This is a genomic window from Mycobacterium xenopi (genome assembly GCF_009936235.1).
GTDB classification, from domain to species: domain Bacteria; phylum Actinomycetota; class Actinomycetes; order Mycobacteriales; family Mycobacteriaceae; genus Mycobacterium; species Mycobacterium xenopi.
Genome location: NZ_AP022314.1, coordinates 3,635,125 through 3,648,448, shown reverse-complemented (window position 1 = coordinate 3,648,448; position 13,324 = coordinate 3,635,125). Strand labels below are relative to the sequence as shown.

At 64.7% G+C, this 13,324-nt stretch carries 11 protein-coding genes; 1 reads left to right on the top strand and 10 read right to left on the bottom strand.

Annotated elements, in window-relative coordinates; all coding sequences use genetic code 11:
• Nucleotides 1-4: 4 nt before the first annotated feature.
• A complete protein-coding gene (locus MYXE_RS17290; RefSeq protein WP_085196605.1) occupies nucleotides 5-1,216 on the top strand; it encodes a cytochrome P450 in 1,212 nt (403 codons plus the stop codon).
• A 141-nt stretch (nucleotides 1,217-1,357) separates the two neighbouring features.
• Here the strand turns inward: MYXE_RS17290 and MYXE_RS17285 are convergent, their stop codons facing one another.
• From MYXE_RS17285 to MYXE_RS17240, 10 genes are all read right to left on the bottom strand, one after another.
• Complete coding sequence (locus MYXE_RS17285; RefSeq protein WP_085196603.1) at nucleotides 1,358-2,098, bottom strand: alpha/beta fold hydrolase; 741 nt, start codon at nucleotides 2,096-2,098, stop codon at nucleotides 1,358-1,360.
• A 105-nt stretch (nucleotides 2,099-2,203) separates the two neighbouring features.
• Entirely contained in the window at nucleotides 2,204-2,986 is a 783-nt protein-coding gene (locus MYXE_RS17280; protein WP_003920768.1) for an enoyl-CoA hydratase, read from the bottom strand.
• Entirely contained in the window at nucleotides 2,983-4,572 is a 1,590-nt protein-coding gene (gene nuoN / locus MYXE_RS17275; RefSeq protein WP_003920767.1) for an NADH-quinone oxidoreductase subunit NuoN, read from the bottom strand. The genes MYXE_RS17280 and nuoN overlap by 4 nt, the downstream gene beginning before the upstream one ends.
• Nucleotides 4,569-6,155, bottom strand: coding sequence for an NADH-quinone oxidoreductase subunit M (locus MYXE_RS17270; RefSeq protein WP_003920766.1), 1,587 nt, complete (start codon nucleotides 6,153-6,155; stop codon nucleotides 4,569-4,571). The genes nuoN and MYXE_RS17270 overlap by 4 nt, the downstream gene beginning before the upstream one ends.
• Nucleotides 6,149-8,032 carry an NADH-quinone oxidoreductase subunit L gene (nuoL, locus tag MYXE_RS17265; RefSeq protein ID WP_085196601.1) on the bottom strand — a complete coding sequence of 628 codons (1,884 nt, stop codon included), beginning with the start codon at nucleotides 8,030-8,032 and terminating at the stop codon, nucleotides 6,149-6,151. Before nuoL ends, MYXE_RS17270 begins: the two co-directional genes overlap by 7 nt.
• A 9-nt stretch (nucleotides 8,033-8,041) precedes the next feature.
• Nucleotides 8,042-8,341 (bottom strand): NADH-quinone oxidoreductase subunit NuoK, encoded by a 300-nt coding sequence (gene nuoK / locus MYXE_RS17260; protein ID WP_003920764.1) that lies wholly within the window; start codon nucleotides 8,339-8,341, stop codon nucleotides 8,042-8,044.
• A complete protein-coding gene (locus MYXE_RS17255) occupies nucleotides 8,338-9,099 on the bottom strand; it encodes an NADH-quinone oxidoreductase subunit J (protein ID WP_085196754.1) in 762 nt (253 codons plus the stop codon). The genes nuoK and MYXE_RS17255 overlap by 4 nt, the downstream gene beginning before the upstream one ends.
• Nucleotides 9,100-9,104: 5 nt before the next feature.
• The gene (gene nuoI / locus MYXE_RS17250) at nucleotides 9,105-9,773 is read right to left on the bottom strand and encodes an NADH-quinone oxidoreductase subunit NuoI (protein WP_415624430.1); all 669 of its coding nucleotides are present in this window, start codon (nucleotides 9,771-9,773) and stop codon (nucleotides 9,105-9,107) included.
• Nucleotides 9,655-10,908 (bottom strand): NADH-quinone oxidoreductase subunit NuoH, encoded by a 1,254-nt coding sequence (gene nuoH, locus MYXE_RS17245; protein ID WP_003920757.1) that lies wholly within the window; start codon nucleotides 10,906-10,908, stop codon nucleotides 9,655-9,657. Before nuoH ends, nuoI begins: the two co-directional genes overlap by 119 nt.
• 13 nt (nucleotides 10,909-10,921) lie before the next feature.
• Nucleotides 10,922-13,315, bottom strand: a complete 2,394-nt coding sequence (locus MYXE_RS17240; protein WP_232061847.1) for an NADH-quinone oxidoreductase subunit G — start codon at nucleotides 13,313-13,315, stop codon at nucleotides 10,922-10,924.
• Nucleotides 13,316-13,324 lie beyond the last annotated feature (9 nt).

The window sequence follows — 13,324 nt, the reverse complement described above, 5'->3', positions numbered from 1 at the left end:
CAGAGTGGACCTGTTCGACGATCTCGAGGACTTCGGCAAGTTCGATGACGTGGTGTCCGGCGATGTCCGGGACCCATACACCGGGTTGGCCGCGATGCGGCGCGAACAACCGGTGCAACGCCTGGACACCTCAGCCATGCCCCATGAAGAGTCCAAGCCCGTGTTCATGGTGTATCGCCACGAAGAAGTGCAGCAGATGCTGCGGGACAACGAAACCTTCTCATCGGCGATCATCATCGACACCTTCGGCGACGCGCTGGGCAAGCACGTGATGCTCGGGATGGACGAGCCAGAGCACGGTCGTCACAGGGCATTGGTTTCAAAAGCGTTCTCGCAAAAAGCATTGGCGCGCTGGGAGCACGAACTAATCGGACAGGTGGGAAACCAGCTGATCGACCAATTCGCCGATCGGGGGCACGCGGATCTGAGAAGCGAATTCACGTTCCCGTACCCCACCCAAATCATCGCAAGCCTACTGGGGTTGCCGCGCAAGGATTATCCGCAGTTTCAGCGCTGGTCCGTCGCGTTGCTGAGCATCCTCTTCAATCGCGAACGCGGGCTCGCCGCGTCAGAGGCATTGCGTGAGTATTTCATTCCAATTCTCGCTGCTCGGCGCGAGGAACCCCGTGACGATCTGATCAGCGGTCTTGCCCAAGCCGAAATCGACGGCGAGATGCTTTCCGACGAGGAGATCTTCTCCTTTTTGCGGCTGCTACTTCCTGCCGGTGTCGAGACCACGTATCGCTCTCTTGGCAATCTCTTGTTCGCGCTGCTGTCCAACCCCGATCAGCTCGACGCTGTCCGCACGGATCGGTCGCTGATTCCCCAGGCGATCGAAGAGGCGATCCGGTGGGAGCCCCCACTTCTCACGATCACCCGGGTCGCCACCCGGGACACCGAACTGGCAGGTGTGCCGATCCCGGCGGGCTCGGCGGTCATGCCGGTGCTTGGCGCGGCCAACCGGCAGGAGGACCGGTACCCCGACCCCGACCGCTTCGACATATTCCGTCAGCCGCGGGCGCACATCGGGTTCGGCCACGGAGTTCACGTGTGTCTTGGCATGCACTTGGCCCGGCTGGAAATGCGGGTTGCGCTCAACCTGTTGTTTGACCGGCTGCCGAACCTGCGCCTTGATCCTGACGGCACCGATCCGCACATCCGGGGCCAGGTCTTTCGGTCGCCGACGTCGCTGCCGGTGCTGTTCGACGCTGGTTAGCGTTAGCGCTAGCCCGAATTCGCCCTGAACCCCCACGGCGGAGCCGCATCACGCGCCGCGGGATAGTAGCGCAAAAGCGGCGCGCTGCGATGCGCGGCAGGCCGCCGGCAGCCCTGACCGTGGTTGCCCACGCCAGCGTCGCTAACCTTCGTACCGTCGGCATCGCTGCAGCAGGGTGTCAGCCAACCAGCTCGGCCGGCTGATCATCAGGTCGTGGCAGGAATCGACCGGGATGATCGTGTCGACGCCGCCCAGAGCGGCAATGCTCTTGCGTTGGGCACGCTGGCTCAGGATGCGGTCGCCGCGCGTGAGAATCCAGGTGCGCGGAATCTCGGTGGGCATGGTGCGGCGATCCACCTTGTCGTTGTAGAGGCGCACCGAGTCGCGATACCGGTGCGACAACATGAACTCCCGTTGCTCGCGGGTCATGCCATTGCAGAATGCCAGTCGCGCAACAAGTTTGGGCATGAGAAACGGTTTGGTGGTGCGCGTGGTGTATAAGGCAAACAACGACAGCGGACCGCCGATCGCGTCGAGGATGCTAGCTCCCTGCGGTGGAATGTGGCATGCAGCGAAAATCATCTCACGTACCCGCGCAGAGCCCAGCGCGCCGGCGACCCCGGGCACGGTCACCCCGGCGATGGAATGCCCGACGATCACCACTTCAGACAGATCAGCAGCATGGATGTCGTCGACAACTGACTCCACGGCTACTCCGATATCCAGCGCGCGCAGATCGCCGGGTTTGTCGCGACGCCCCGGCAGGTCGACGGCCAGAACCTTCAGGTGCGGCTCACGTTCGGCGAGCTCCGCTACCACGAAATCCCAGCAATCAGCGGCATGCTCACCGCCGTGGACGAGAACCAGTGCGGGCAGCGCCATCAGTCGCCGAATCCCTCCGGGCGCGTGTGTGCCAACGAGCGAAGCTGCTCACGAGTCGCCATTCAGCACAGTGCCGTGTGGTTGTGTCCCAATCCTAAATTGAGGCTAGCCGTGAATCTGGCGGCGGTTACGCTCGCTGATCTCGGCGTAACGTGCGGCCAGCTCATCGGTGTCGGTCTGGTGGGTGCCGGCGATGGCCTGCTCGGCGGCTAGCGCCGGCCGGGTGACAGCGGCCGCACCGGTGACGTAGATCCGCTTGAGCGCCGCCATGGTCGGCCCTGGCACCTCGGCGATCTGGGCGGCCAACTCGACGGCCCGGGTCAGCAGGCGGTCGTGGGGGACAACCTCGGTCACCAGCCCGATCCGCTCGGCTCGGGCCGCGTCGATGACTTCGCCGGTCATCGACAATCGTCGAGCCATCGCCGCGCCGACCAGTTGCGGTAGCCGCGCGGTCATTCCCCCACCGGGCAGGATGCCGACGCGTACATGGGTGTCGGCAAACACGGCACGTTCGGATGCCACCAAAAAGTCGCAGCCCAGCGCCATTTCGAGTCCTCCGGTGAACACGGGGCCGTTGATCGCCCCGATCACCGGTGTCGCCATCTCGGCCACCCGCGTGATGCAATTGTGCGTGCGGTAGCGCTCGAAGTAGGACATGCCTTCGCGCTGCGCCTCCTTCAAGTCGACCCCGGCACAAAAGGCTGGGTCGACGCCGGTGAGCACCACCGCTTGCACCGCCGGGTCTGCGTCAGCGTCGCACAACGCTGTGTACAGCCCCTGTATCAATCCGATATTCAACGCATTTCGCGCTTCCGGACGGTTCATCGTCAGCACACGAACCGCGCCGTCATCCTCGACGAGAACCCATTGCCCTACGGTCATCGTCATCCCACGAGCTGGGCCGCCCGATCGACCAGGTCCAGCAGCGGTTGCGGAAAAATGCCCAACAGCACGGTCACCGCAGCGCACACCGCGATTGCCGCTTTGGTCCACGCGCTGGGGATCACGACGTGTGGAGGGTCGGCGGGTGGATCGGTGAAGAACATCAGCACGATCACCCGCACGTAAAAGTATGCCGCCACACCGCTGGCCACCACACCGATGATGACCAGCGGCACCGCGCCGCCTTGCGCGGCGGCCTTGAACACTGCGAACTTGCTGACGAAGCCGCTTGTCAGCGGAATACCGGCGAACGCCAACAGAAACATCGAAAATAGCAGGCCCGCAATGGGGGACTGACGACCCAGCCCACCCCAGCGCATCATGTTGGCGTCCTCGTCGCCATTGTCGTTGCGGACCAATCCCACGACGGCGAATGCCCCCACCGTACTGAAGCTGTAAGCGAACAGATAGAACATCGTCGACGAGATGCCAGCCGGGATATCGGCGATCACACCTGTGAGGATGAAGCCAACATGGGCCACCGACGAATACGCGAGCAGTCGCTTGACGTCGTTTTGGTTCACCGCGGTGATAGTGCCGACCGCCATGGTCAGGATCGAGATGCCCCAAAGCACCGGCCGCCACTGGTCATGCAGCGGCGGCAGCGCGACATATACCACCCGCATGAGCGCGCCGAATGCGGCGACTTTGGTGGCGGCGGCCATGAACCCGGTGATCGGGGTCGGCGCGCCTTGGTAGACATCGGGAATCCAGGAGTGGAAGGGGACCGCCCCGACCTTGAACAGCAGGCCGACCGCCAGCAGCGCGACACCGATCAACGCGATCGAGTCGTCGCGGTGCTGAGTTAGCCCATCGCGGATACCCGCCAGGGTCAGCGTGCCGGTCGCGCCGTAGAGCAGGGCCACGCCGTAGAGGAAAAACGCCGAAGAAAAGGCGCCCAGCAGAAAGTATTTCACCGCCGCTTCCTGTGACAGCAGGCGTCGGCGCCTGGCCAGTCCGCACAGCAGGTACAGCGGCAGCGACAACACCTCCAGCGCGACGAACATCGTCAAAAGGTCGTTGGCGGCAGGGAAAACCAGCATGCCGCCGACAGCGAGCATCGTCAGCGGAAAGACCTCGGTCTGGGTGTACCCGGCTTGAATCGCTTGGCGCTCAGCCACGCTGTCGGGAACCGCGGACGCCTGCGGGGCGAAGAAATCGAGCCCGGTACGCTGCGCGACCGTGGCAGCGCCTGGCCCGGTCGGGGTGTTGGTTGCGGCGCTGCGCTCCGCGATGAACAGGATGGCCAATATCGCGACCAGCAGCACGATGCCCTGCAATACCAAGGCCGGACGGTCGACGGCCACCGCTCGCAGCACTGCGGTCTGACCCGAAGAGGGAATCCTTTTGCCCACCAGCACGTCCGCGACGAATGCGGCAACCAAACTGGCCAGCGCCACTAGCACCTGGCTGGCATATCGGAAGCGTCGCGGCAGGAATGCCTCGACCACCACACCGACGATCGCGGCCCCGAAGACGATGAGCATCGGGGAAAGCGCGAAGTACTCGACATTGGGCGTGGGCATGCTCATCGGTGCGGTCCTTCGGCTGTTTTGTGGTCACGCACCGTCGTGACCGGAACCCTTGGCGCGGGATCATGCTGGCCGATGGTGGCCATGGTGTGGCCGACCGCGGGATTGATGATGTCCAGCACCGGTTTCGGATAGACCCCGAGACCGAGCAGCAACGCGATCAGCGGGGCGACGACGACAACTTCACGCGGAACCAGATCACGAATCCGATCATTGCCTTGCGCCACCGGGCCGTTCATCACCCGCTGGTACAGCCACAACATGTAGACCGCCGAAAGCACCAGCGCGGTGGACGCGAATGCCGCCGCCACCCAATAGCGGTTAAAAGTACCCAGCAGCACCAGGAATTCACTGATGAACGGTGCCAGCCCGGGCAGCGACAACGTCGCCAAAGCTGCGACCAGGAACGTGCCGGCCAGCACCGGCGCCACCTTCTGCACGCCGCCGTAGTCGGCGATCGAGCGGGTGCCGCCGCGGGCGATCAGGAATCCCGCGATCAAAAACACCGCCGCGGTGGACAGACCATGGTTGACCATGTAGAGCGTCGACCCGCTTTGCCCCTGGGTGGTCATCACGAAAATGCCCAAGATGATGAACCCAAAGTGCGAGATCGACGTGTAGGCGATCAGCCGCATGATGTCGGTCTGGCCGATCGCCACGATCGCGCCATAGACCACCCCGATCACCGACAACACGACGATGAGCGGGCGGAAATACGTTGACGCGTCGGGAAACAACTGCAGGCAGTAGCGCAGCATTCCGAAGGTGCCGACCTTGTCCATCACCGCCATCATCAACACTGCAGTGGCCGGTGGCGCCTCGACCGCGGCGTCGGGCAGCCAACGGTGAAACGGCCACAGCGGTGCCTTGATGGCGAACGCGAACATGAACCCCAAGAACAGCGCCTTGAGCACCGCAGGGTCCACACCTAGGCGGCCCGACGACACAGCAGCGACGATCGTGCGGAAGTCGAACGTGCCGCCGATGTGCTGAGCGGTCACCACGTACACGCCGATCACCGCGGCCAGCATGATCAGACCGCCGAAAAGGTTGTACAGCAAGAACTTCACCGCTGCCCGCGATCGGCCGGCGCCGTGACCGAATCCGCCGATGAGGAAATACATCGGGATGAGCATCGCCTCGAAGAACACGTAGAACAGCAGCACGTCCAACGAGATCAACGAGATCAGCACCATCGACTCGACGGTCAGTGTCAACGCCACATAGGCGTGCACACCGCGGCTGCGTTGGCCGCCCTCATTCCAGCCGGCCAGCATCAGCAGCGGCACCAGCACCGCAGTGAGCAGCACCAGCACCACCGCGATGCCGTCGACGCCGAGGGTGTAGCCCGCGCCGAAGGCCGGTATCCAGGGTTGTTTTTCGACGAACTGGTACGGGGCACCGCCGGTGTCGAATTCGGTGGTGATCACGAGCGCGATCCCCAGTACCGCCACCGCGATGATCAGGCCGAGCCATTTCGCCGCTTGCCGCCACCCCGGCGGCATCACGATGACCAGCCCGGCACCGACCAGCGGCACCAGCCACAGCACGCTCAGCCACGGGAAGGGGGTCACCGTCACCATAGCTGCACCGCCAGGATCGCCGCGGCGACCAGTGCCGCACCCGCGAACATCGATAATGCGTAGCTGCGTGCGAACCCGGTTTGTAAGCCGCGCAGCCGATCCGAGGTTCGGCTCACCAGCGCCGCCAACCCGAGGACCGAGCCGTCCACTCCTCTGTTGTCGATCTCGACCAGCGCATCGGTCAGCTGTCCGCCCGGGCGCATGAACACCTCCTCGTTGAAGGCGTCACCGTAAAGGTCGCGGCGTGCGGCCACGGTCAGCGCCGACACCTCCGCGGGCGCCGTCGCTGGCACCGGGCGGGTGCCGTACATCCGGTACGCCACCACAACGCCAACAGCGACCACGGTCAAGGTCATGATGCTGGTCACCCACACCGGAGTGACGTGGCCGGCTTCGTGCACGCCGACGATCGGCTCCAACCAGCGCCGCAGTGTGTCGCCCATTGCCAACAGACCGCCGGAGAATACCGAGCCCACCGCGAGCAGGATCATCGGCCACGTCATCACGGCCGGGGCTTCATGTGGATGCGCATCTGGCTCCCAACGCTTTTCGCCGAAGAATGTCATCAGCATGACCCGCGTCATGTAGAACGCGGTAATCCCAACACCCAGCATCGCCGCCCCGCCCAATATGGGTCCTCGGATGCCGCCGGCTCCCAGGGCCGATTCGATGATGGCGTCTTTGGAGAAGAAGCCGGCGAGCGGTGGCACTCCAATGATTGCCAGATACGCCAGCCCGAATGTGGCATAGGTGATCGGCAACACGGTGCGCAGCGCCCCGTAGCGGCGCATGTCCTGTTCGTCGTTCATGGCGTGGATCACCGCACCGGAGCCCAGGAACAAGCCGGCCTTGAAAAAGCCGTGGGTGAGCAGATGCAGGATCGCGAACGCATAACCGGCCGGGCCCAATCCGGCGGCCAGCACCATGTAGCCGATCTGGCTGATCGTCGACGCTGCCAGCGCTCGCTTGATGTCGTCCTTGGCGCAACCGACGATGGCCCCGAACAGCAAGGTCACCGCCCCGACGATCACCACGGCCAGACGGGCGTCAGGGGAGAGGTTGTAAAGCGGATTGGACCGCACGATCAGGTACACTCCGGCAGTCACCATGGTGGCGGCGTGAATCAGGGCGGACACCGGGGTGGGGCCTTCCATCGCGTCAAACAACCACGCCTGCACCGGAACCTGCGCGGACTTGGCGCACGCCCCCAGCAGCATCAGCAATCCAATCGCGGTCAGCACACCCCGCCCGGCACCCGGCGCAGCGGCGAATACCCCGGCGAACGAGAGGGTTCCGAACTGCGCGAACATCAAAAACATGGCCAGCGAGAGCCCGATATCGCCCACGCGGTTCATCACGAACGCCTTCTTGGCGGCGGTGGCCGCCGACGGCCGCTGATACCAGAAACCGATCAACAGATACGACGCCAAGCCGACGCCTTCCCAGCCGATGTAGAGCCCGAGGTAGTTGTCGGCGACCACCAGCAGCAGCATGGCAGCCAAAAACAGGTTGAGGTAGGCGAAAAACCTTCTCCGGTCGGGGTCTTCAGCCATGTAGCCAATCGAGTAGATGTGGATCAACGATCCCACCCCGGTGATCAGCAGCACAAAGCAGATCGACAACTGATCAATCTGCAGGCCGAAATCGACGTGCAACCCGCCGACCAGCACCCAGCTGAACAAGTTTGGATGAATGGCACGGCCGTTACCGGGGCGGCCGAGCATGTCGGCCAGCAGCGTAACCCCCACCGCGAACGACGCCAGCGCGGTGGCGCAGCCCACCAGATGGCCAAACCGGTCGGTCGATCGGCCGCCCAGCAGCAGGATCGCGGCACCCGCCGCCGGCAGTGCCACGAGCAGCCAGGTGAGATGTGTCATCGAGTGGCCCTAACCCTTGAGCAGATTCGCGTCGTCGACCGAAGCGGACTTGCGGGTGCGGAAGATCGTCATGATGATCGCCAGACCGACAACGACTTCGCAGGCGGCCACCACCATTGTGAAAAACGCGATCATCTGACCGTCGAGGTGTCCGTGCATCCGGGCGAAGGTCACGAATGCCAGATTGACGGCGTTGAGCATGAGCTCAACACACATGAACATCACAATCGCATTGCGCCGCAAAAGCACTCCTGCCGCGCCGATCGTGAATAGCAGCGCCGACAGATAGAGGTAATTCAGTGGGTTCATGACGCACCGTCCACGTCGGAACCGTTACCGACCGTGCGCTGCCGCAGTACCTGCGGCACAGACAGTTTCGAGGGCGACCCGTCGGGCAGCCGCGCCGCGACGTCCACCGCGTTGTGGCGGGCATACACCCCCGGCCCGGGCAGGGGGGTGGGGTACCGGCCGGAGCGGAAACGCTCAATCGCCAACTCGCGCTGGGTCTTTCGCCGCTCGAATCGCTCTTTGTGCGTCAGCACCATCGCGCCGACGGCCGCGGTGATCAGCAGCGCGCTGGTCAACTCGAATGCCCACAGGTAGCGGGTGAAGATGAGCGACGCCAGGCCGTTGACGTTGCCGGCGGCGTTGGCTTTGCTCAGCCCGACGAACGTGGTGGTCGTCGCGGCGCCGATACCGGCAATCAGCAGAATGCCGAATCCGACGCCGGCGACGGCCGCGGCAATTCGCTGACCGCGCAGCGTTTCCACGAGGGATTCCGCGGTGTCCACGCCGATCAGCATCAGGACGAACAAGAACAGCATCATCACCGCGCCGGTGTAGACGACGACCTGCACTACGCCCAAGAACAGCGCGTCTTGAACCATGTAGAACACCGCGAGGATGATCATGGTCATCGCCAAAAACATCGCGGAATACACCGCATTGGCCGCCAGCACCATGCCCACTGCGCCGACGAGCGCCAACGCGCCCAACACCCAGAAGGTCACCGCTTCACCGGTGGAGGTGCGGGTGATCGCGTCGGTGGCCAGCTCACTGGCCAGCATCGCCGTCACCGCACACCGCCCGTGGGCTGGTGCTCAATGGTCTTGGTGCACAAGCCTTCTGCGGTCACGTTTCCCAGGTAGTAGTCGATGTCGGTGGCACCGGGTGCCCGTGGATGTGGTGGTGGTGTCATCCCGGGCTGTAGCGGAGCCAGCAACCGGTCCTTCTCGTAGATCAGGTCAGCGCGATTGTCGTCGGCCATCTCGTAGTCGTTGGTCATCGTCAGCGCCCGGGTCGGGCACGCCTCGACGCACAGCCCGCACCCGATGCAGCGCAGGTAGTTGATCTGGTACACGCGCCCGTAGCGTTCGCCGGGCGAATACCGTTCGTCTTCGGTGTTGTCGGCGCCCTCGACGTAGATGGCGTCGGCCGGACAAGCCCAAGCGCACAGCTCGCAGCCGATGCACTTCTCCAGACCGTCGGGATACCGGTTGAGTTGGTGGCGGCCGTGGAACCGCGGGGCCACAGGACCGGGGTGTTCTGGATACTGCTCGGTGATCGGTCGTTTGAACATCGTGGTCAACGTGACACCGAATCCGGCGATGGCGTCCCAGAATCTAGCCATGTGAACCTTCCTTGGTCGCTGCGGCCAGGCCTCTGCCTGGCAGCGGCGGGGTCGGGAATGCGGCTTGGCCGCCTGGCGTGTCGGGCGGCGCCGCGACACGCACCTGGTCATGCTCGCGAGTTGCCACGCCGGACAACGGTCGTCGCAAAAGCAGCAGCAGGCCAATGCCAACGACCGCGCTGGAGATCACCAGCACTGGAGTCCAGTGCGGGTAGCCATTGTCCCGCAGGCTGCGGACCACCGCCGCGATCATGATCCAGATCAGCGACACCGGGATGAGGACCCGCCAACCCAAAGCCATGAACTGGTCGTAGCGCAACCTGGGAAGGGTGGCCCGGAGCCAGAAGTAGAAGAACAAACCAAACCACACCTTCGCGGTGAACCACAGCACAGGCCACCAGCCGCTGTTGGCACCGTCCCACATGTTCAGCGGCCACGGCGCATGCCAGCCGCCGAAGAACAGCGTCGCGGCCAACGCCGAAACGGTCGTCATGTTGACGTATTCGGCCAGGAAGAACATCGCGAATTTCAGCGACGAGTACTCGGTGTGAAAGCCGGCGACAAGCTCACCCTCGGCTTCGGGCAAATCGAATGGGGCGCGGTTGGTTTCGCCGACCATCGACACGAGGTAGACGATGAACGACGGCAGCAGCAAGAACACGTACCACACGCGGTCTTGCGCGGCCACGATCTGCGAAGTCGACATGGTTCCGGCGTAGAGGAACACTGTCGCGAAGGCCAACCCCATTGCGACTTCATAGGAGATCACCTGAGCGGTGGAACGCACGCCGCCCAGCAGCGGGTAGGTCGACCCCGAAGACCAACCGGCCAGCACGATGCCGTATACCCCAATCGCCGAGAGCGCCAGGATGAACAGCACCGCCACCGGCAGATCGGTGACCTGCAGCGGCGTACGATGACCGAAAACCGACACCTCGGGCCCGAACGGGATGAATGCGAACGCAGTCAGCGCTGGGATCGTCGAAATGATGGGCGCCAGCACATAGACCGGCCGGTCCACACCGAGCGGGGTGATGCCCTCTTTGAGGGCGAGCTTGATCCCGTCGGCCAGGCTCTGCAGGTAGCCCCACGGGCCGACCCGGTTAGGCCCGTAGCGCATCTGCATGCGGCCCAAGAGCTTTCGTTCGAAAAGGATCGCCGCCAGGACGGTGAGCACCAAGAACACGAAAACGGCGATCGACTTGGCCAGGATCAACCACCAGGTGTCATGCCCGAAGGCGGTCATGAGCCCACTCCCATCATGGGCGCCGCTCCTCCTCATCGCTTCGCTCTGCATCGTCGTCGGCGCGAATCCGCACCACGCTGCCCGAGGTGACGCCTAATTGCCGGTGTACCGCCGAACCCGGTGAATTCAGCGGCAGCCAGACCACGTGGTCGGGCATGTCGGTGACCGTCAGCGGCAACGTGATCGCGCCGCGTTCTGTGCTCACCGTCACCAGATCACCTTCGGCTGCGCCGATTTCGGCCGCCGATTCCGCTGACAGCCGCGCCACCGGCTGGCGTGCGGTGCCGGCCAGATGCGGTTCGCCGTCTTGCAGGCGGCCGCAGTCGAGCAATAGCCGCCAACCGGCCAACACAGCCTCACCCGGCCCGGGCCGAGGCGGCGCTGCGGCGGAAACGTCGGGGCCGGTGTCGGATTCGCCGTCCCACGGGCCAAGCGCGACCAACTCGTCGCGGGCCGCTTCCACGGTCGGCAACCCCAAGTCGACACCCATTTCGTCGGCTAGCGTGTCAAGCACCCGCAGATCCGGGATCGCTCCGGTGTCGCCGAGCGCTACGGGGAAACCGCGATAGCGGCCCTCCCAGTTGACGAACGTCCCGGACTTCTCCACGGCCGGTGCGATCGGGAACACCACATCGGCGCGTTCGGTGACCGGGCTGTGGCGCAGTTCCAAGCTGACGACAAAGCTGGCGGCATCCAGCGCGGCCAGCGCGGCCTGCGGATCGGCTAGGTCGTCGGGCTCCACACCGCCGATCAGCAATGCGCTCAACGTCCCCTCGGCGGCGGCGGCGAGGATCGCATCGGTGTCGCGTCCCGGAGACGACGGCAGCTCGTCGACATTCCAGGCCGCAGCGACCTGCGACCGTGCGGCGTCGTTGACTACGGGCCGCCCGCCCGGCAACAACCCGCCCAGCGCACCGGCTTCCAAAGCGCCGCGTTCACCGGCGCGCCGCGGCACCCACGCCAGCCGCGCGCCGGTGGCATCTGCCAAACGCGCCGCAGCAGTCAGCGCGCCTCGCACAGTGGCCAGTCGCTCGCCGACCATGATGACCGCGCCGGGCTTGCGCAACAGCTCACCGACCTCGCCGCCCGCGAGCTCGTCGAGCACGGACGCCTCACAGCCGGGCATGGTCTTGACCAGCCGACCGGACATCTTTTGCAGCCCGCGGCTGGTGAACGGGGCGATCGCGTAGATGGGCATCCGCTGTTTGCGGGCTGCCTTGCGCAACCGCAGGAACACGATCGGCGACTCGTCCTCGGGTTCGAAGCCGACCAGCAACACCACCGGCGCCGACTCGAGATCCGAGTAGCTGACCGTGATCGGCCGCCCTGCGACCCGCGCCGACAAGAACTGGGATTCCTCAGCCGAGTGCGGCCGGACGCGAAAGTCAATGTCATTGGTGCCCAACGCGATTCGCGCGAATTTCGCGTAGGCGTAGGCGTCCTCCCACGTCGCGCGCCCGCCGACGATCACACCGGCGCGTCGGCGGGCCGCGGCCAGCCCGTCGGCTGCCGCCTGCAGTGCATGCGACCACGACGCGGGCACCAGTGTCCCGCTGGCGTCTCGGACCAGCGGGGTGGTGATCCGGTCGGGTTGGGTGGCGTAGGTGAACGCCCAGCGGCCCTTGTCGCAGTTCCACTCCTCGTTGACTTCGGGGTCGTCACCGGCCAAGCGTCGCAGCACCACCCCCCGGCGGTGGTCGCTGCGCTGGGCGCACCCCGACGCGCAGTGCTCACACACGCTGGGGGTGGACACCAGGTCGAACGGGCGGGCCCGGAAGCGGTAGGCGGTGCCGGTCAGCGCGCCCACCGGGCAGATCTGCACAGTATTGCCCGAGAAATAGGAGTCGAACGGTTCGTTGGCGTAGATGCCGACCTGCTGCAGCGCGCCGCGCTCGAGCATATCGATGAAATTGTCGCCCGCGATCTGGTTGGTGAACCGGGTGCAGCGGGCGCACAAAATGCACCGCTCCCGGTCCAGCAACACTTGCGACGAGATGCTGATCGGCTTGGCGAATGTGCGCTTGACGTCGGTGAAGCGGGAATCGGGACGGCCGTTTGACATCGCCTGGTTCTGCAGCGGACATTCGCCGCCCTTGTCGCACATCGGGCAGTCCAGCGGATGGTTGATCAGCAGCAGTTCCATGACGCCGTGCTGGGCTTTGTCGGCGGCTTCCGAAGTCAGCTGGGTGCGCACCACCATGTCGTCGGTGGCCACGGTCGTGCACGAGGCCATGGGCTTGCGCTGGCCTTCGATTTCGACTAGGCATTGCCGGCACGCGCCGACCGGGTCCAGCAGCGGATGGTCGCAAAACCGTGGGATCTCGATGCCGATCAACTCCGCGGCACGGATCACCAAGGTTCCCTTCGGAACGCTGATCTCGACACCGTCGATCGTGAGCGTCACCATCTCGGACTG